The organism is Acetobacteroides hydrogenigenes (genome assembly GCF_004340205.1).
GTDB classification, from domain to species: domain Bacteria; phylum Bacteroidota; class Bacteroidia; order Bacteroidales; family ZOR0009; genus Acetobacteroides; species Acetobacteroides hydrogenigenes.
On record NZ_SLWB01000008.1, the window covers coordinates 140,564 to 158,809 of the forward strand.

Annotated in this window: 13 protein-coding genes and 4 tRNA genes; 13 read left to right on the forward strand and 4 right to left on the reverse strand. The window is 45.9% G+C overall.

Features of this window, described 5'->3' with window-relative positions; genetic code table 11:
• The first annotated feature begins 124 nt into the window (after nt 1–124).
• From CLV25_RS09840 to CLV25_RS09870, 7 genes are all read left to right on the forward strand, one after another.
• The gene (locus CLV25_RS09840) at nt 125–817 is read left to right on the forward strand and encodes a tetratricopeptide repeat protein (RefSeq protein ID WP_131839479.1); all 693 of its coding nucleotides are present in this window, start codon (nt 125–127) and stop codon (nt 815–817) included.
• A gap of 80 nt (nt 818–897) precedes the next feature.
• A complete protein-coding gene (gene ribH / locus CLV25_RS09845; protein ID WP_131839480.1) occupies nt 898–1,410 on the forward strand; it encodes a 6,7-dimethyl-8-ribityllumazine synthase in 513 nt (170 codons plus the stop codon).
• Between the two features lie 161 nt (nt 1,411–1,571).
• Nucleotides 1,572–1,648 (forward strand) — tRNA-Thr (locus tag CLV25_RS09850).
• Between the two features lie 24 nt (nt 1,649–1,672).
• A tRNA-Tyr gene (locus CLV25_RS09855) sits at nt 1,673–1,755 on the forward strand.
• Between the two features lie 13 nt (nt 1,756–1,768).
• A tRNA-Gly gene (locus CLV25_RS09860) sits at nt 1,769–1,841 on the forward strand.
• A 41-nt stretch (nt 1,842–1,882) separates the two neighbouring features.
• Nucleotides 1,883–1,954: transfer RNA gene (locus CLV25_RS09865), tRNA-Thr, on the forward strand.
• Between the two features lie 119 nt (nt 1,955–2,073).
• Entirely contained in the window at nt 2,074–2,799 is a 726-nt protein-coding gene (locus tag CLV25_RS09870; RefSeq protein ID WP_131839481.1) for a YebC/PmpR family DNA-binding transcriptional regulator, read from the forward strand.
• Nucleotides 2,800–2,873: 74 nt separating this feature from the next.
• Here CLV25_RS09870 and CLV25_RS09875 read toward each other — a convergent pair whose 3' ends face one another.
• Nucleotides 2,874–3,848: an L-threonylcarbamoyladenylate synthase gene (locus CLV25_RS09875; protein WP_131839482.1), complete on the reverse strand. Its 975-nt coding sequence runs from the start codon at nt 3,846–3,848 to the stop codon at nt 2,874–2,876.
• A 237-nt stretch (nt 3,849–4,085) separates the two neighbouring features.
• Here CLV25_RS09875 and CLV25_RS09880 point away from each other — a divergent pair, with 237 nt between their 5' ends.
• Entirely contained in the window at nt 4,086–6,098 is a 2,013-nt protein-coding gene (locus tag CLV25_RS09880) for a transglycosylase domain-containing protein (RefSeq protein ID WP_131839483.1), read from the forward strand.
• Between the two features lie 75 nt (nt 6,099–6,173).
• The gene (locus tag CLV25_RS09885) at nt 6,174–7,442 is read left to right on the forward strand and encodes a BaiN/RdsA family NAD(P)/FAD-dependent oxidoreductase (RefSeq protein ID WP_131839484.1); all 1,269 of its coding nucleotides are present in this window, start codon (nt 6,174–6,176) and stop codon (nt 7,440–7,442) included.
• A 644-nt stretch (nt 7,443–8,086) separates the two neighbouring features.
• Here the strand turns inward: CLV25_RS09885 and CLV25_RS09890 are convergent.
• Together CLV25_RS09890 and CLV25_RS09895 are read right to left on the reverse strand one after the other, a co-directional pair.
• On the reverse strand, nt 8,087–10,186 hold the full coding sequence (locus CLV25_RS09890) for a biotin/lipoyl-containing protein (RefSeq protein WP_243649622.1): 2,100 nt from the start codon (nt 10,184–10,186) through the stop codon (nt 8,087–8,089).
• A 158-nt stretch (nt 10,187–10,344) separates the two neighbouring features.
• The gene (locus tag CLV25_RS09895) at nt 10,345–10,989 is read right to left on the reverse strand and encodes a carbohydrate-binding family 9-like protein (protein ID WP_131839485.1); all 645 of its coding nucleotides are present in this window, start codon (nt 10,987–10,989) and stop codon (nt 10,345–10,347) included.
• Nucleotides 10,990–11,256: 267 nt separating this feature from the next.
• On the opposite strand from CLV25_RS09895, the gene CLV25_RS09900 reads away from it, so the two are divergent.
• A complete protein-coding gene (locus tag CLV25_RS09900) occupies nt 11,257–12,546 on the forward strand; it encodes an MFS transporter (RefSeq protein ID WP_131839486.1) in 1,290 nt (429 codons plus the stop codon).
• Between the two features lie 126 nt (nt 12,547–12,672).
• Here the strand turns inward: CLV25_RS09900 and CLV25_RS09905 are convergent, their stop codons facing one another.
• A complete protein-coding gene (locus tag CLV25_RS09905; RefSeq protein ID WP_131839487.1) occupies nt 12,673–14,490 on the reverse strand; it encodes a lysophospholipid acyltransferase family protein in 1,818 nt (605 codons plus the stop codon).
• Between the two features lie 173 nt (nt 14,491–14,663).
• On the opposite strand from CLV25_RS09905, the gene CLV25_RS09910 reads away from it, so the two are divergent.
• From CLV25_RS09910 to ettA, 3 genes are all read left to right on the forward strand, one after another.
• Complete coding sequence (locus tag CLV25_RS09910; RefSeq protein ID WP_131839488.1) at nt 14,664–15,512, forward strand: hypothetical protein; 849 nt, start codon at nt 14,664–14,666, stop codon at nt 15,510–15,512.
• Nucleotides 15,513–15,602: 90 nt separating this feature from the next.
• The gene (locus CLV25_RS09915) at nt 15,603–16,439 is read left to right on the forward strand and encodes a hypothetical protein (RefSeq protein ID WP_131839489.1); all 837 of its coding nucleotides are present in this window, start codon (nt 15,603–15,605) and stop codon (nt 16,437–16,439) included.
• A gap of 123 nt (nt 16,440–16,562) precedes the next feature.
• Nucleotides 16,563–18,245: an energy-dependent translational throttle protein EttA gene (ettA, locus tag CLV25_RS09920; protein WP_131839490.1), complete on the forward strand. Its 1,683-nt coding sequence runs from the start codon at nt 16,563–16,565 to the stop codon at nt 18,243–18,245.
• The last annotated feature ends 1 nt before the right edge of the window (nt 18,246 follow it).

Consider the following 18,246-nt stretch of genomic DNA (forward strand, 5'->3'; position numbering starts at 1 on the left):
TTGTGTTATTATGCTAGCAAATGTACTACAAACGCTCAGATGACAAAAGCCGTATAAAAATTTCCATATTATTTAAAAAGAATTACTTTTGCTTTCCTATTTTTGACAAAAACAGATTAACAATATGTCGCACGAAAAGAAAACGCATCAAGAAGAAAACCTTCAGGCAATTGAGGGTGCTCTAACCAAATCTGAGCAGTTTATTGAAAAATACCAGAAACTATTAATCTATGGCTTTTCTGCCATAGTAGTAATTATAGGCTTATTCTTCGGATACAAGAAACTGATAGCCGAGCCAAGGGAGGAAAAAGCACTTGCCCAAATGGCTTCAGCACAGAACTACTTTGAGCAAGGAAACTACAAGTCCGCACTCGAAGGAAATGCAACAGGTGCTGGTTTTGCTAAAATCGCCGACGAATACAGTTCTACAGCAGCTGGTAATATTGCCAACTTCTACGCAGGCATTTGCGAGTTAAACCTAGGTCAATTCCAAAAAGCGCTAGATCACCTTAACAGTTACTCTAGCGACAACATGATATTTGCACCACTTGCCGAAGGAGCAAAGGGCGATGCTTACGTAGAGTTAAAGCAACTAGACAAAGCTGCTAGCGCATATATGAAGGCTGCTACTTTAAGCGACAACAACTTTACGGCTCCTCAGTTCCTATTTAAGGCTGCTGCTGTTTACGAAGAGCAAGGAAACTGGAAAGATGCGCTTAGCAACTACGAAAACGTTAAGGAGAACTATCCACAAAGCGTAGAGGCTACTGATGTTGACAAGTATATCACCCGCGCAAAGTTGAACATCAACAAGTAACGAATATCTCTCACAATACGAAAAAGTATCAATTGTAAGATTGATACTTTTTTTTTATCTTTTGAACAAAAATTTTAGACATGGCTACTAATCTACAAAACCTCTCAACCGAAAAGGGGGAAATTCCATCTGCAAAAAACATGAAGTTTGGTATCGTTGTAGCAGAATGGAACGATAATATTACCGACAAACTCTTAGAAGGCTGTTACAACACCCTCATTAAGCACGGCGCGGTAGAAAAGCACATCATCGTGAAGCGTGTCCCCGGAACCTTTGAACTAACAATAGGAGCCCAATTTATGGCCGAATACACCGAGGTTGACGCCATTATTGCACTCGGATGCGTTATTCAAGGAGAAACCCGTCATTTCGATTTTATATGTCAAGGCGTAACCCAAGGCATTACCCAAGTAAACACTAGCTACAATATTCCGGTAATTTTTGGTGTGCTAACCACCGACAACCTCCAGCAAGCACAGGATCGTGCAGGCGGCAAACACGGCAACAAAGGAGATGAAGCCGCCCTTACAGCCATAAAAATGGTAGCACTGCAAAATGACATGGAAAATCATGAAAAAATTTTCAACTTTTAACCAGTTGAAACTCAAAAATCAAAACAAAAGTCTGGAATTTATTTCAGACTTTTTTCTTTTCACCCCTTGCAGATTCAAGAATTAGCCATATCTTTGCATCGCTTTTGAAAGGAAACGCTCCTGATAAAAAACAAAAGCAACGCTCTTTAAAATAGCAAATTGCCGGTGTAGCTCAGTTGGCCAGAGCAGCTGATTTGTAATCAGCTGGTCGGGGGTTCGAATCCCTCCACCGGCTCCAAAAAGTTCTTAAAGTATTATAGTTGGGGAGATACCAAAGCGGCCAACTGGGGCAGACTGTAAATCTGCTGACTTATGTCTTCGTAGGTTCGAATCCTGCTCTCCCCACATACCAACAATTGCGGAAGTAGCTCAGTTGGTAGAGCATCAGCCTTCCAAGCTGAGGGTCGCGAGTTCGAATCTCGTCTTCCGCTCAAAGCCTTCGATAATACCGAGGGTATTTTTTTGTCAAAACGCCAATGTAGCTCAGTGGTAGAGTACTTCCTTGGTAAGGAAGGGGTCGCGAGTTCAATTCTCGCCATCGGCTCTAAAAAGCTCCGAAAATATTCGGGGCTTTTTTAGTTTTATATTTTTGCCAAAAAACTTTTATAATTCGCAAAGCAGCAATACATTTGCAGCTCGGAAAAACATCCAAAGAAAAATACAATGGGAAGAGCATTTGAGTATCGCAAAGCACGTAAGCTGAAACGCTGGGGCACCATGGCTCGCACTTTTACCAAGTTAGGCAAAGAAATCATCATGGCGGTAAAATCGGGAGGTCCTGATCCTGTTTCGAATTCGCGCCTCAGGGTGCTGATTCAAAACGCCAAGGCTGCCAACATGCCCAAGGAAAATGTTGAACGTGCAATCAAAAAAGCAACAACTAAAGAACAAGAAGACTATAAGGAAATAGCCTACGAAGGGTATGGACCGCACGGTATCGCGATTATCGTAGATACTGCCACCGACAACCCAACACGTACGGTAGCAAACGTAAGAAGCTACTTTAACAAGTGTAACGGTTCGCTAGGTACATCAGGTAGCGTTTCTTTCATGTTCGAGCACAAATGCCACTTTAAGGTAAAAGAGAAAGAGGGTATTGACATGGAAGAACTCGAACTTGAGATGATCGACTTTGGTGTTGACGAAATTTTTGCCGATGCTGAAGAAGGTAATATCGAAATCTATGGAACTTTTGAAAACTTTGGAAACATACAAAAGTACCTTGAGCAAAACGAATTCGAAATCGTGAGCGCTGAATTCGAAAGAATCCCCACCGACACCAAGGAGGTTACCGCAGAGCAGCAAGCCGACATTGAAAAGCTACTTGCTAAATTTGAAGAAGACGATGACGTCACCAACGTTTTCCACAACATGAAGGAAGCAGAGTAATTTCTGAACAATACAGCAACAAAAAAGGAGGGCAATGCCCTCCTTTTTTGTTGCTGCTCATGCCGAAGACCGGCTTACTCTGTTTTATACTTAAATGCGGCCTTTTTTAGCCTATCCATAATGGCGATTCCTATGCCCTCTTCCTTTATGGGCTCTGCCACGATGAAGTCGACATCGGATTCTTCCATGTCGTGCAAGGCTCCAAACAGGTTGGTTGCCGCCTCTGCATAGTTTCCCCTTTTCGAAAGCACCCTAACAACAGCAGGACCTTCCACGGCACCATCACCAGAGAAAGCAATATAGCCAAACCTCTCCCCCGCAAACTGACCAATACTGTTCGTAATGTAAAGGGGCTTTTTAGGGCTGTAATGGCTATCCAGCAACCCCGGCGAAGGCAAATGATCTTCTACAGGCTTAGTAAAGTCTACAACCTCGATCTCGGGCAAAACGGCTCTAATATCGGCAGCTGTAACAGCACCTGGACGAAGGATCTGAATCCGCCCCTCCTCTACCGACACTACCGACGATTCGATCCCAACCGAAGTATAACCGCCCTGTATTACATAGTCGACTCCTTTTAGCTGCTTGGTTACATGCCTATGGTGCGTTGGGCTTAGCTGCCCAAACTTATTGGCGCTTGGTGCCGCTATCACTGTTCCCGACAACGAAATAAGCTGTAGCGCAATCGGATGGTTGGGCATGCGTACAGCAACCGTATCAAGCCCAGATGTTACAATATCGTGAACCTCGGGCTGCTTTGGTAGCACCATAGTAAGCGGTCCCGGCCAAAAGTGCTCTGCCAGCCTCAAAACCACGGAAGAAACAGAACGGGACAACTTATAGAGCTGCGCAATATCCGAAATATGAACAATTAGCGGATCAAAAGAAGGGCGTTCCTTTTCCTGAAAGATTCGTGCGACAGCTTCTGGATTAAACGCATCCGCTCCCAAACCATAAACGGTTTCGGTAGGAAACGACACCAACTTTCCCTCGCGTATTGCCTCTGCAGCAATCTTCATCGACTCTATATCGACGCCTAAATATGCCATAAACGTAAGCGATTCATTAATTCGTCAAATTTAATGCTAATAATCTGCGCATCACCCTATATAGCCGAATTCAAGAAAGAAATTAAGCTAATTTACTGTGAGCAAATGTTCTATACCCTCAGTCCCTTTTCAAATACGTGAAAAGATTTAACAAGTAGTAAACTCATAAAAAACAACCGAATTAATCGTTCCCAATTATTCAATTTTATTATAGCTTTACGCGCTAAATTGACAAACATGGATTTTAGGAATTTACCTTGGAAAAAGATTCGAATAGTTGCCTTATGCGTAGTAGCAGGGCTAGTTGTCATTTCCATCATCCTCTTTACATTTCGCTCGTCAATACTCAACCACCTTGTAACGAAAAAGGTTACATCGTTCAACGAGTCACACAAGGCAGATGTACAAGTCATCAACCCTCATTTTACTGGAATCTTTACCGTAAACTTCGACAAAATCGTTGTTAAGCCTATTGATAACGACACGCTAATCAACATCGACAACCTCAAGATAAAGATAAACCCGCTAAGGCTCCTTATGACCCGCCTTAGCATCACCAAGCTAAACGCAGACAATATCAATATTAGCGTACTAAGAGACTCGACAGGAAACAACTATACCTTCCTGTACAAAACTGTCAGAAAGGATGAACCGGAAACCACTTCAAACGTGAGCTACTCCCGAAGGGTTGAGCGACTTCTGGATCTCTTCTTCGACATTCTCCCAAGCGACATACACATCAAAAAATTCAACGCCAGCATCAGCTCGTACGGCCATAAGGTTACGGCTACCGTTCCTAGGTTCGACATCAGCAGCGGAGAGGTTGATTTACGTGCACACATCACCGAGAACGACTCTACCACCATTTTTAGGTTTGTTGGCGACATCAACACATGGATTAACACCGCATCCATAAAGGTTTACGCAACCAACACCTTGAGGGCTACGGTACCATTTATCACCTATAAGTACCATGCCAAGGTTGCCTTTGATACGCTCGCCTTTGGCATCGATGGCTCAGGCTCGCACAGGGGCGGATTTCAGGTTACCGGTAAAGCAATGTTTAACAACCTCTACATCGATCACCGAAAAATTGCCCAAAAGGAGGTTGTGCTAGAAAAAGGTGATGTAGACTACGTTGTAAATTTTGGTAAAGATTTCGTAGAGCTCGATAGCGCTACGGTGGTAAACTTTAACCGGCTAACGTTTAACCCATACGCCAAGTACCGATCGAAGCCAAACCGATTTGTAGCGCTCTCCATCAACAAGGACTTCTTCCCAGCACAAGACCTTTTCAGCTCGCTTCCCGATGGTATATTTTCGACAGTAAAGGGGTTGGAGGTAAACGGAGAGCTATCCTATCACCTAAAATTCGAGGCCGACTGGAATAACCTTAAAGATCTTGTATTTGAGTCCGATCTTCAATCGCGCGATTTCGGCATCCGCAAGTACGGCGAAGTTGTTTACCCATACATTAACGCACCATTCCAGTACACCTTCTACGACAACGGAGTACCCACCCGCACCTTCTCGGTTGGACAGGACAACCCAAACTTTAGAAGCCTCGATCAAATACCCAAGGTGCTGCAGTATGCGGTAATGTTCTCGGAAGACGGCAACTTTTTTGGACACCGCGGCTTCCTGATCGACGCCTTCCGATCGTCACTAATCCGCAATATCCAAGCAGGCCGATTCGTACGGGGCGGAAGCACCATCTCCATGCAGCTGGTTAAGAACATCTACCTGTCAAGGAATAAAACAATAGCACGAAAGCTGGAAGAAGCCCTGATTACCTGGCTCATCGAACGGCAGCATTTGGTTTCGAAAAATCGAATGCTGGAAATATACCTCAACATAATCGAATGGGGCCCCGGAATTTTTGGAGCCAACGAGGCAGCCCAATTCTACTTCGGCAAGGACGTTAGCCAGGTTACCCCCAACGAGGCTATCTTTATGGCCAGCATAATCCCCCGCCCCAAGCGGTTCTACTACAGCTTTAGCGACAGCGGAAGCCTGCGCAGCCACTACACCGGCTACTACAAGCTAATCGCCAGCAAGCTGCTCCGCAGCGGCGCCATCACCCAGGAACAGTTTGATGGAATCTACCCGCACGTAAACCTCAGTGGCCTTGCCAGCATGTACCTGCGACAGCCAATTGAAGATCCTACAGATACGCTCCTAATCGGGAATGATATTCCGAATGATGCTGAAGTTCCATCGCCACTACAAGAAGAATCTGAAAACAACTAATAAAAAACGCATTGCCCAACAGGGTAATGCGTTTTATCTTTAGATGTGGCTATCTTTGCACAATAATTCAAGCGAATGAAAGATTACGATTTGGCCATCGTTGGAGGTGGTGCAGCAGGTTTGGTTGCAGCTTGGGCAGCAGCCAAAGAGGGGGCACGCGTGGTGGTGCTCGAAAAGATGGAGAAAACCGCCCGGAAGGTCCGCATCAGCGGAAAAGGGCGCTGCAACATAACCAACGAATGCCGCTACGACGAGTTTCTATCGAAGGTAAACACCAATCCGGCATTCTTCCGATGGGCCTTTAGCAGCTTTCCGCAGCAGGCAATAGTAGATTTGCTCGAGAGCTACGGCGTAAAAACCGTGCTAGAGCGAGGTAGCCGCGTCTTCCCCGAAAGCGGCAGAGCTTGGGACGTTGCCACCGCCCTGCACGATGCCGCCATTGATGCCGGGGCCGATATCCACATCTTTAAAGAAGTGGTAAATATAGGGGTAACCAACGGTAAGGTAACCACCATCGAATTCCGCGACTCCGAAAAAGGCCACGCTGCCGTTATAAGCGTTAAGGCCATCATCCTAGCCACCGGAGGCAAATCGTACCCCCGAACCGGATCTACCGGCGATGGCTACGCATTTCTCGAAAAACTGGGGCACCATATCGTAACGCCGCTCCCATCGCTGGTGCCGCTAAAGGTTAAGCAAGCCGAGTTTTCGAAGATCGTAGGGCTGCAGCTCCGCAACGTTGAAGTTTCGCTCGAAGTTGAAGGCACAACCGTAGCCAACGAGTTTGGCGAGGTCGAGTTCTTTGACAACGGGCTTGGAGGATCGGCCATCATCCGGTTGAGCCGACAGGCCGTGCTTGCCCTCGAAAAGGGGCAAAACGTGGGGCTAACGCTCGACCTCAAGTCGGCGCTCGCCAACGAGCAGCTCGTCCAGCGCATCCGCCGCGATGTGAAATCAGGCGAGTTCGCAACCACCGAAGAGCTGCTGATGGGCCTTCTCCCCAAGAAACTCGTAAAGCCATTCGCCGCATTCCACAAGATTGGGCTCAAGAAACCGATGGCCGACTTAACCGATGCCGACATCAGCAAGCTTGCCCGCACGCTTAAGTCGACCCGCATCAACGTGGGCGAAACCGCCGGGTTCGATGGTGCGATTGTTACCATGGGCGGCGTTTCCCTGAAGAATATCGACCCCAAAACCATGCAATCGAAGCTGGTTAAGGGCCTCTACGTTGCCGGCGAGCTGCTCGACCTCGACGGGCCAACCGGCGGATACAACCTCCAAATCGCCTTCTCGACCGGATACCTTGCCGGAAAAAGCGCCGCGAAGGGTTTGAACGAGTAACCGGAGAGCTTCTTATACTCTATCCGATAGAAACACCCCATATAATGCCTGTTTTATGCATTATATGGGGTGTTCTGCCAGTATACAGGTAATGCTGAACTTCCAAAACAGGTAGCCAGACTCCCAGAGCAGTCCGCTGGACAATCAGACGGGGTGGTTAGCATTTCAGCAATTGCCGCTGGAGGATAAGCAGTGGCAGAAAGAATATCAGTAGTGGCCGCTAATGAATGGGTAGTGGCAGAAGCTATATCAGTAGTGGCCGCTGGAGGATAAGCAGTGGCAGAAAGAATATCAGTAGTGGCCGCTGGAGGATAAGAAGCGGCAGAAACAACATCAGTAGTGGCCGCTGGAGGATAAGTAGCGGCAGAAATAATATCAGTAGTGGCCGTTGAAGAATGAGTAGTGGCAGAAACCATTTCAGCAGTGGCCGCTAGAGGATAAGTAGTGGCAGAAACCATTTCAGCAGTGGCCGCTAGAGGATAAGTAGTGGCAGAAACCATTTCAGTAATGACCGCCAGAGAATAAGACGGGACAGAAACTATTTCGACAACGGAAGCAGAAGGATAAGAGCAGTGCAATTCCAAAGCCGACAACAAAAAAGGCCAACCGAAATCGGTTGGCCTTACATTTATCTGAAGTATCTACTAGATAACATCGATCAAGTTGGTGTCGGCAGCAACAGTTTGACCTTCTTCTACGAAGATTCTGTTAACCAAACCAGCAAAAGTTGATGGGATGCTATTCTCCATCTTCATAGCTTCGAGAACAACGATGGTTTGTCCTACGGCTACGGTTTCGCCTGGCTTAACGAGCACCTGAAGGATTTTTCCGGGCATTGGAGACTGAACTGGCTTACCATTCTTAACCTCAGCGGCAGCAGCAGGAGCAGCAGCAGCGGCAGGAGCCTTAACGATATCAAGGATGGCGGTATCAGCGGCAACTACATCGCCTTCGGCAACCAAAAGGGTATTTACGTATCCGTCGATTGGGCAGGTAATGCTGTTTTCCATCTTCATAGCCTCAAGCACTGCGATTTGCTGACCAGCAGAAACCTTATCGCCTGGCTTCACGTTGAACACAAGGATCTTTCCTGGCATTGGAACGGTAACGTTTTCGCCCTTAACGGTAGGAGCAGCGGCAGCAACCTCTACCTTTTCTACCTTAGGAGCGTTCTTGTACAATTCCTTTTTGGTGGCAGTTAGGTAATCCTTAGCAACAAGAGGGAAGAGCTCAAGAAGAAGAATTTCCTTCTCGTTCTCAGCAAGCTTAACGCCACACTCTAGGGTTGGGTTTGGCTGCATTTGGTGCTTCGAAGTATCGTAGTCGGTTTCTTCGCGGGTACCGCAAATCTTAAAGCGGAACTCAGGATCTACCGGAATTGGAGTTTTACCATACTCACCCTTAACCAAGTTACGGAACTGGTTCGATACGTTGGTGTACATCTCCTTACCGTTCATGATGTCCAATGCGCAGTTTACCGCCTGAGCACCTACGATTTGGCTAGTTGGGGTAACCAATGGAGGTAGACCAGAGTCTAGGCGAACCTGAGGGATAAGCTCCATTGCCTTTGGAAGGATGTGCTCCGACTTAAGCGCCTTAAGCTGGGCAACCATGTTGGTGTACATACCTCCAGGGATCTCTGCCTTCTTAACCAATTCGTCTGGTTTTGGGAAGTTGAAGTAAGCCTCGATCTTGTGGCAAGCCGCAAGAAGAGCCTCTTCGTCGTTCTTTTGAGCAGCAGCAACCGCCTTATCGAATTCCTTATCGATATCAGCAGGTAGCGTATCGGTAAGCGGGTTGAATGGTTTTGGGAAGATCTTCACCGCATCAACAGCCTCAAGCTCCTTGCGGATACCTACAAGCTCTGCGTTGATTTTAGCAACAGCCTCCATGTTTACGTCAAGCTCTACACCCATCTTCTTGCAGAAAATGTAGATAAGCTCGATAGCAGGAGCAGCAGGACCACCAGCAAAGTTCCAGATGTTGGTGTCAACAACGTCAACACCGCTAGCAATAGCGGCAACAACAGCACCTAAACCGTAACCTGGGGTACAGTGGGTGTGGAAGTCGATTGGAACGTTGATGTGCTTCTTGAAAAGGGTGATAAGCGCAGCGATACGTGATGGTGGAATAAGACCACTCATGTCCTTAATGGTAATCATATCGGCGCCTAGAGCTGCCATTTCCTTTGCCTTACCAAGGAAGTACTCATCGGTAAATACAGGCTTTGGAAGCGACTTACCAGCCAGCTTCATCTTCATTCTTTCGGTGAACGAAAGCTCTGGTTGGTGAGGATCGATGGTGTAGCAAACCGCGCAGTCGGCAATACCACCATACTTCTTAACGTACTTAATGGTAGCCTTAACGTTGTTCACGTCGTTTAGGGCATCGAAGATACGCATGATACCAAGACCCGACTCGATAGAGTTGCGGCAGAAACCGTCAATAATCTCTTCGGTGTAAGGAGCATAGCCAAAAAGGTTACGTCCACGAGAAAGAGCTGTAAGCTTAGAAACATTTCCAACAGCAGCCTTAATCGATTCCAAACGAGTCCAAGGGTTCTCGTTAAGGTAACGCATCACTGAATCAGGAACTGCACCTCCCCAAACTTCCATTGCATAGAAGTTGGCATCTTTGTAGAAAGGTAACAGTCTTTCAACTTGTGCCTGAGTCATTCTTGTTGCAAATAGAGACTGCTGACCATCACGCATGGTCAAGTCCCTAATCAAAAGTTTTCTTCCCATAACTATAAATAAAGATGTTTATGCCTTAGTAATTGTGCCCCAAAACTATTAATTTTTCACTGTTATTCTGCTAACAAAATCGTATTATATAACATTGATAATGATGTTTAACAACATCTATTCACGAAGCCGTTAGCATCCGGCGTTAGACCATGGGCTTATTCGAACTCTAACTCGCTAAAGAACTGAGGAAGGTGGAAGTTTGGCTTTTCGAAATCAATCTTTTTCCACGATAGGAAATGAGGAACGGTAAGCTTATCGCCACACTTATAGAAGTTGCCAGTAATCTTATCGCCAGACACTGGCGCAAAACGATCTTTCCAAAATGCTTTAAAGGGAATTGCAACGGTAATATTCCACTCTGTTTCGCCATGCTTTTCGGGGAAAGGCTTATTTCCGAGCGACGAAAGCACGCGAATGCTAGAGAGCACGCTCTTATCTGCGCGAACGGCCTCTTCGCCAACTTTATGGTAGCCTAAAAGGCGCTTGCCGATGCACGACAGCTCTAGGTTGTAGTAATCCATACTGCCCTGCAACGAAACGAACATCTCCACGCAGCTATCTTCCCATACATTGCCATCGTTCTCAGCAACAGCGGCCCTCACCGATTGCTCGCGCACCTTGTACTTTAAGAAGAGTTCCTTTTCGTTATAACCAATCCTAAGAGTAACACGTGGCTTATAGGGAAAGGCTTCCCAATTAACCTGCTCAATTTTAAACGATGAAATTTCCCAATCCAACGTTTGCGAAACCAGTTCTAGGTCTGGCATTTCAATCTTCTCTAGTACTTTTGCAATTGTCATTTTGATTTTTTGTTACTCAACGGTTTAGACAAAAAGGAAAAAAACAAAAGATGAAATTAGGTTGCTCTCTTCACGCTTCTCTTTTCCTTAAAAATGGGACGAAAAATACAAAATAAAACAATTGAGAACAGCCTCTGCGCACAATTTTCAATTCATTACCATACAATGCATTTCTCTTTTCATTCAAAATGAAAATTACGGTGTGTTATCAAAGCCAAAAAAAAGTATATTCGCAGACAAACAAAATAACCTTTAAAAACATCAATAATGCCAGCAACCACAAAGAAAGTCGGCAGCAACATTGTACCGTTCACGGTCGTGGCCATGCTTTTTGCCGTTTTTGGATTTGTCACCTTTGCGACAGGAGGACTAAACGGAATTCTTGAAAACACCTTTAACCTTCCAAAGGGAGGATGGCAGTCGCAAATGGTTTTTTTCGCCTTCTTTATTGCAACCCTTGCATCAGCTAACGCATCGGCTTGGGTCGTTACCAAGGTTGGATATAAGCGCGGAATGTCGGTAGGATTATTCTTCATTGCATTGGGGTCGTTCCTATTTATTCCTGCGGCAACTTACAGATCATTTTTCTTCTTCCTTGGAGCTCTATTCGTAACTGGAGTTGGGAATACGATGACACAGGCTGCTGTTAACCCCTACATCACCATTCTTGGCCCTATTGAAAGCGCAGCTCGTCGCATTAGCTTCATGGGGATCATGAATAAGTTTGCGGGTGGACTTGCCCCTATCATTCTTGCTTCGGCAATTACCTTTGCACCAACAGCAACTCAAGATGATAAGCTTTCGCAGATCAGCTCAACTTACGTATGGATTACCATCGTATTTGTAGCAACTGCAGTAGTTCTTCTTTTCGTTAAGATGCCAGAAATTGAGAACACCAGCGGTTCTGCTTCAAACAAAGAGGATGAAAAGGCCGAAGGTAAGCTTACCGACTACCCATACCTTATCCTTGGCGTTCTAACGCTATTCCTTTACGTAGGTATCGAAACCATGGTAATGGGACAAAGCAAGGCTATGGGCGAAGCGTTCAACATGGCAGAGATTCACACCAAATTCTACAATGCGCTTGCCTCGTATGGCTTGATTATTGGCTACATCTGCGGTATTATACTTATTCCTAAGTACCTTTCACAGTCGAAGGCATTAGCAATGTGTGCTGGTTCTGGTATTGTTCTTTCGATTGTAGGACTACTTGTCCCTGCTGACATTACCGTAACGTTCCCATTCATCAACCTTGTTGGACTAGAGCAAACTACCCTGATTGTTCCTGTCAAGATTCTCATATTTGCCGCAATGGGCTTCTCTTGCTCACTAGTTTGGCCTGCTGTATGGCCTCTTGCAATGGATGGTCTTGGTTCGTTCACAAAGAAAGCTGGCGGATGGATGATGCTTGCTGTTGTTGGTGGTGCAGTATACCCTGTAGTTTGGGGTGTCTTCAACCAAAATGGCATGCCTAATGCAGCATTCTTCCTAAGCATCATCTCTTTTGTAGCAATATTCTACTACGGAGTTGCAGGACATAAAGTTGGAAAGAAGTAACGATTATTTTCGATTATAAGGAAAGCGGATTGCCAGCACTGGCAATCCGCTTTTTTATAGCCATAAACAGAGCGTAAAAAAGGCGATCCTATGATCGCCTTTTTTACTAATGGTAGAGTAGCCATGCTACTCATCAAAAGTATAGTCTGTTTGATTAAACCTATCGAGGATGCTCTTGTCGTTAATCTCCTTAGATAAGGATGTAATAACATCGAATGGCACATTGAAGAGATCGAGCACAAGCAAGCCATCGAGGCAATCGTTAAAAAGAGGATCGACATTTAAGCTGATAATCCTACCGCCAAGCTTTATGTACTTTTTCAGAAGTACCGGCATTCGGTAGTCTTCAGGCTCCACATCGCTAATAAACTTATCGATCTTATTAATATCGGCCTTTGCCTGCTGAATAATAATCTCAGAATCTATATTATCAAACTTTGCTTTATAGCGATTTCGAGGAGTAACAAACTTCGCCATATCGTAGTCGTAGTGGTTTTCCTTAAGGAAGTTCACTATAAGCTTCTTCGAGAACGACGAATAACGGTTGCTCACGCTAACAGGACCTATCAGGTACCTATATTCCGGATGCTTAAGCAAGAAGTAGAGAATTCCCTTCCAAAGCAGGAATAGAGGTAGAGGCTTCCGCTGGTACTCCGACACAATAAACGAGCGCCCCAACTCTATACTTTGAGTCAGCACAGGACCAAAATCATCGCTAATTTTAAAGAGCGACTGGATGTAAAAGCCCTTCTTTCCGTAGCGATCCATAATCTCTTGGCCCTTACCAACACGATAAGCTCCAACTATGGCATTTGCATCATCATCCCAAATAAAGAGCTGGTTGTAGTACAAATCAAACTCATCGATATCGATCTTTTGGTTGGTTCCTTCGCCTACCTGGCGAAAGGTAACCTCGCGCAAGCGACCAATTTCATTGATAATATTGGGCATCTCAACAGATGGAGCACAAATCACCGAATAGTTCTTGCTAGTAAACAGCAGGTACTCGCTTTTCAGCGCAGCAACTTCGGCCTGCACTATGGCTGGATCAACAGGCGCTACGATCTCCTCTACAGCCGTTTTTTTAACAATACGAGGCTTAAAGAACTTCTTCACTTCGCTATCGTTAATAGGAGCGCTGAGCGCATACGTTTTTGCTCTCAAGTAGCGAGTGTAACGCGAAATGTCTCCACTCTTAAACTCTCGCTGCTCCTCAACAGATATTGGGTTTCCGATCCGTATCTTTATTGTCTTATTCTTCTTATTTAGCAGCTCCGATGGTAGCTTAACGGTACGAAGCATGGGGTGTACCAGTCCAAGAAGATGGAATAGGTTGGAGTTGCTGCCATGAAAGTAAATTGGAACAACAGGAACCTCTGCGCTTTTAATAAGCTTCATTATGGAGTCGTTCCACTGCTTATCGGCTACATTAAAAAGGTTTTGGTTAAAAGCCGAAACCTCTCCGGCAGGAAAGATCCCCAAACCATGCCCTTCTTTTACATGCTTAATGGCACTCTTGATACCTGCTAGGCTTGAGTTTATCGATTTCTTATTCTCAAACGGGTTAACAGGAAGACAAAAATCTTCAATCGGCTTAATCTTCTGGAGAAGAAAATTAACCATAACCTTAAAATCTGGACGCTGCTGTAATATCAGCAGCATCAGCAAAATGCCATCGATACCTCCAAACGGATGGTTCGATACGGTGATAAATCCCCCTTGAGGGATTCTTTTAAGCTCTTCTGGATTGATGTCGTATTTGATATCTAGCTCTTCGAGCAGGCTATTTATAAAGTCAAGGCCACTATTATTCCCTATTTTTGAGTAAATATCATTTACCTTATTAAAGCCCAAGATAAACATCAAAAGTTTAGCAATCCCCTCTCCTCCTAAGCCTTGGAGATTGGCCGCCTTCATTAAATCTTCTTCTTTTACAAGTTTCATATTTTCCCAGAATTAAGGTTTCGAAAATAACAGATTTTTCTAATTATCACGACTCTCTTGTGCTAATTAAGCACCACCGCATGGATGAAGGCATCCTACTTTTGGCATTTTTTATTTTTAAAGATAGCCGCTAAATCTTAAATTTGGCAGCGTATAATTTAAAAGGGAATTTTATGAAAAGGATATTACTGGCTGTTTTGTTGGGAGCATTGAGCACATCGCTCTTTGCGGGGAGGTATAAACCCACTGTTGATGATGTGAATACCTTCTTAAAGAATACTACTTACGTAGTTCTTGAGTCGAATCCGATAAGCTCGTACAACCTAAAGATTAAGGAGGCTATGAGCACCAACTGGACCCTTACCAAGTTCGAATTTATTACATCGGCCCAGTTTGAACAGATGCGTAAGGAGCGTGACAAGTCGTTCTTAGTTTTAGTTGACTTCAAATACCCAGAGGAAAATATTTCGGTTAGCTACACCCACCTTTGCGCCATGAACGGCTCGGCAACCAGCAAGGTTACCGATATGCCAGAGGTTATCAGCATACCGGCTGGCTATACAAAAAATGGAGATGCATCCTACTACTACAAGCTAGAGGCATTCCTACGCTTTTTCCAGCAGCACATCCTTGCGCTCAAGGCCGATCCAAAGCTGCTAAAGGCTGACATGCTTGACGACTACAACGATAACGCTCCTAAGGTAAAGATGAAAGAGCTTTGGGTTGTAGAGAAAGATCTTGAGAAGGACATGCGCGACATCACCAAGCAGCGCAAGGCTTACCCCTACCCTGTAAAGGTTGTTAACCCCGAAGATATCGAAGATGCTATTGCCAAAAAAGATGAGAATGTAATGTTTATCCACAAGGTTGGTCCCGATGGACAAAGAATGCAAGAGCGTGTGTACAAGATGGTATTTAGTGCATCTGATGGCCTACTGTACTACTTCGACATGCACCGCATGTCAGGATCTAAGCCTGATGGAATGCTGGAGTCGGACCTAAAGAAGCTATCAAAAAAGTAGGAGACTGCATATTCGCTTAATTAAGCTGAAGAAGGCTTGCTATTGCAGCAAGCCTTCTTACTTTTGCTTAAGCAACCAACTCAAATGAAAATGAAGAAAATAGGATTAATTGCATTTACCTTAACGCTTTCGCTAGCAGCACTAGCTCAAGGCAAAAAGGCGACATCTGCAGATGTTGAGCGCTTTTTCAAATCAACAACGTCTGTCTTAATCTTCAACGAGAATAAGATGGTAGACCTCTCGCTTAAAGACAACCTCACCAAGCACTGGAAGGTTACCCCTTTAAAATATGTAGACTCAACTGAATTTGAGAACCTAAGAACGGATGCAAAAAACTCGTTCCTAGGCATTACAGAAGTTCGCTACAGCAACGATAAGCGTGAGAATCCTTACTACTTTCTGGCCCTTTCGGTAGGAGGCAACGCTGCAAACTATGCAGATATGCCCGACCTTGGATTTATCCCGTTTGGAACAACGCTCGACGAGGCTCTCGATAACATGTACATGCTCCCAACGCTGCTAGATTTTCTTCAGATGCACGTTCAAAACCTGAAGATGATCCCTGGTATTTTAGAGGAAAGCCTACGTTTCTACAATAAAAACGTAGAAGAGCTTGCCAATAAAACAATTCTAATCTGCAAGGATGATGTAACATCGGGTGTTAGCCCAGAACGAATGGACAAAAAGAATAAGAACGAAATTCGCTTTGTATCACGCGAAGAAATCGTAAAGGCGGTAGAAGAGCGTCGTCCAAATACCGTTGTTTCGTTTCTTGTTTGCCCTAAAGGCGAGGTTACAGCACGTTGCTATAAAATGCTGTTTGGTACTGACGATGCTAAGCTGTACTTTTACGGCTACCATAAAACCAACAAGCTGCAAAAGAATGGTTTTACCCGCTGGGATATCGAGCGAATTGCCAGATACTAGATAAGAGATTTTAGACGCAAGATGTTAGACATGAGAAATGCACAAAGGCTCACTTACCCTTATCTAACATCTACTATCTAACGTCTAATATCTAAAACAAAAGTTTAATATCTAACTTAACATATGTCCGACGACAAAAAAATTATCTTCTCGATGGTTGGGGTGAGCAAAGTGCTCCCAAACAACAACAAAAAGATTCTGAACAACATCTACCTGTCGTTCTTCTACGGTGCCAAGATCGGCATCATCGGTTTGAACGGTTCGGGTAAGTCTACGTTGCTACGCATTATCGCCGGATTAGACAAATCCATACAGGGCGATGTAGTTTTCTCGCCCGGATACAGCGTTGGCTACCTCGAGCAGGAACCTAAGCTCGACGATAGCAAAACGGTGAAGGAAATCGTTATGGAGGGTGTTCAGCCCGTTGTCGATTTGCTAGCAGAGTACGAGGAGGTAAACGCCAAGTTCATGGAGCCCATGAGCGACGACGAGATGAACAAGCTCATCGAGCGCCAGGGCGAACTTACCGAGCAGATCGACCACGTGAACGGCTGGGAGCTCGACAGCATGCTCGAGCGCGCCATGGATGCACTTCGCTGCCCAGAGCCCGACCAGCTGGTTGGCGTGCTATCGGGAGGTGAACGCCGCCGCGTAGCCCTCTGCCGCCTGCTGCTTCAGCAACCCGACGTGCTGCTGCTCGACGAGCCTACCAACCACCTCGATGCCGAGAGCATCCAGTGGCTGGAAATGCACCTTCAGCAGTACAAGGGAACGGTTATTGCCGTTACCCACGACCGCTACTTCCTCGACAACGCTGCCGGATGGATCCTCGAGCTCGACCGTGGTGAGGGTATTCCTTGGAAGGGCAACTACAGCAGCTGGCTCGACCAAAAGAGCAAGCGCCTAGCTCAGGAAGAAAAGACCGAAAGCAAGCGCCGTAAGACCCTAGAGCGCGAGCTCGAGTGGGTGCGCATGGCCCCAAAGGCCCGTCAGGCAAAGAGCAAGGCACGTCTATCGGCCTACGACAAGCTGCTTAACGAGGATAGCAAGGAGAAGGAAGAAAAGCTCGAAATATTTATCCCCAACGGTCCACGCTTGGGCAACCACGTTATCGACGTGCAGGGCGTAAGCAAGGCGTATGGCGACAAGGTGCTATTCGAAGACCTCACCTTCTCGCTTCCACCTGCAGGTATCGTAGGGGTTATCGGTCCTAATGGTGTGGGTAAAACCACGCTCTTTAAGCTTATCATGGGCCAGGAAACGCCCGATAGCGGAACCTTCTCGGTGGGCGAAACCGTAAAGGTTGGCTACGCCGACCAGATGCACAAGAACATCGATCCCGAAAAGAGCGTTTACAACGTGATCTCGGAGGGTAACGAGCTGATGATGCTCGGAGGACGTTCGGTGAACGCCCGCGCCTACGTATCGCGCTTCAACTTCTCGGGTGCCGATCAGGAGAAACTCGTAAAGAACCTTTCGGGTGGCGAGCGCAACCGCCTACACCTAGCGCTAACGCTTAAGGAAGAGGCCAACGTGCTGCTACTCGACGAGCCTACCAACGATATCGACGTTAACACGCTCCGTGCGCTGGAGGAAGGCTTGGAAGAGTTTGCCGGCTGCGCCGTGGTAATCTCGCACGACCGCTGGTTCCTCGACCGTATCGCTACGCACATTCTTGCCTTCGAGGGCGACTCGCAGGTGGTATTCTTCGAGGGTGGCTACACCGACTACGAGGAGAACAAGAAGAAGCGCCTCGGCGATGTGACTCCACACCGCGTGAAGTACAAAAAGCTGATTAAGGAGTAAT

Bases quoted from the DNA above. Each gene is read 5' to 3' on its own strand.
- CLV25_RS09875 (WP_131839482.1), bottom strand. From the start codon at position 3,848: ATGGCATATTTAGGCGTCGATATAGAGTCGATGAAGATTGCTGCAGAG.
- CLV25_RS09885 (WP_131839484.1), top strand. From the start codon at position 6,174: ATGAAAGATTACGATTTGGCCATCGTTGGAGGTGGTGCAGCAGGTTTG.
- CLV25_RS09840 (WP_131839479.1), top strand. From the start codon at position 125: ATGTCGCACGAAAAGAAAACGCATCAAGAAGAAAACCTTCAGGCAATT.
- CLV25_RS09890 (WP_243649622.1), bottom strand. From the start codon at position 10,186: ATGGGAAGAAAACTTTTGATTAGGGACTTGACCATGCGTGATGGTCAG.
- CLV25_RS09915 (WP_131839489.1), top strand. From the start codon at position 15,603: ATGAAGAAAATAGGATTAATTGCATTTACCTTAACGCTTTCGCTAGCA.
- CLV25_RS09900 (WP_131839486.1), top strand. From the start codon at position 11,257: ATGCCAGCAACCACAAAGAAAGTCGGCAGCAACATTGTACCGTTCACG.
- CLV25_RS09910 (WP_131839488.1), top strand. From the start codon at position 14,664: ATGAAAAGGATATTACTGGCTGTTTTGTTGGGAGCATTGAGCACATCG.
- CLV25_RS09895 (WP_131839485.1), bottom strand. From the start codon at position 10,989: ATGACAATTGCAAAAGTACTAGAGAAGATTGAAATGCCAGACCTAGAA.
- ettA (WP_131839490.1), top strand. From the start codon at position 16,563: ATGTCCGACGACAAAAAAATTATCTTCTCGATGGTTGGGGTGAGCAAA.
- CLV25_RS09905 (WP_131839487.1), bottom strand. From the start codon at position 14,490: ATGAAACTTGTAAAAGAAGAAGATTTAATGAAGGCGGCCAATCTCCAA.
- CLV25_RS09870 (WP_131839481.1), top strand. From the start codon at position 2,074: ATGGGAAGAGCATTTGAGTATCGCAAAGCACGTAAGCTGAAACGCTGG.
- ribH (WP_131839480.1), top strand. From the start codon at position 898: ATGGCTACTAATCTACAAAACCTCTCAACCGAAAAGGGGGAAATTCCA.
- CLV25_RS09880 (WP_131839483.1), top strand. From the start codon at position 4,086: ATGGATTTTAGGAATTTACCTTGGAAAAAGATTCGAATAGTTGCCTTA.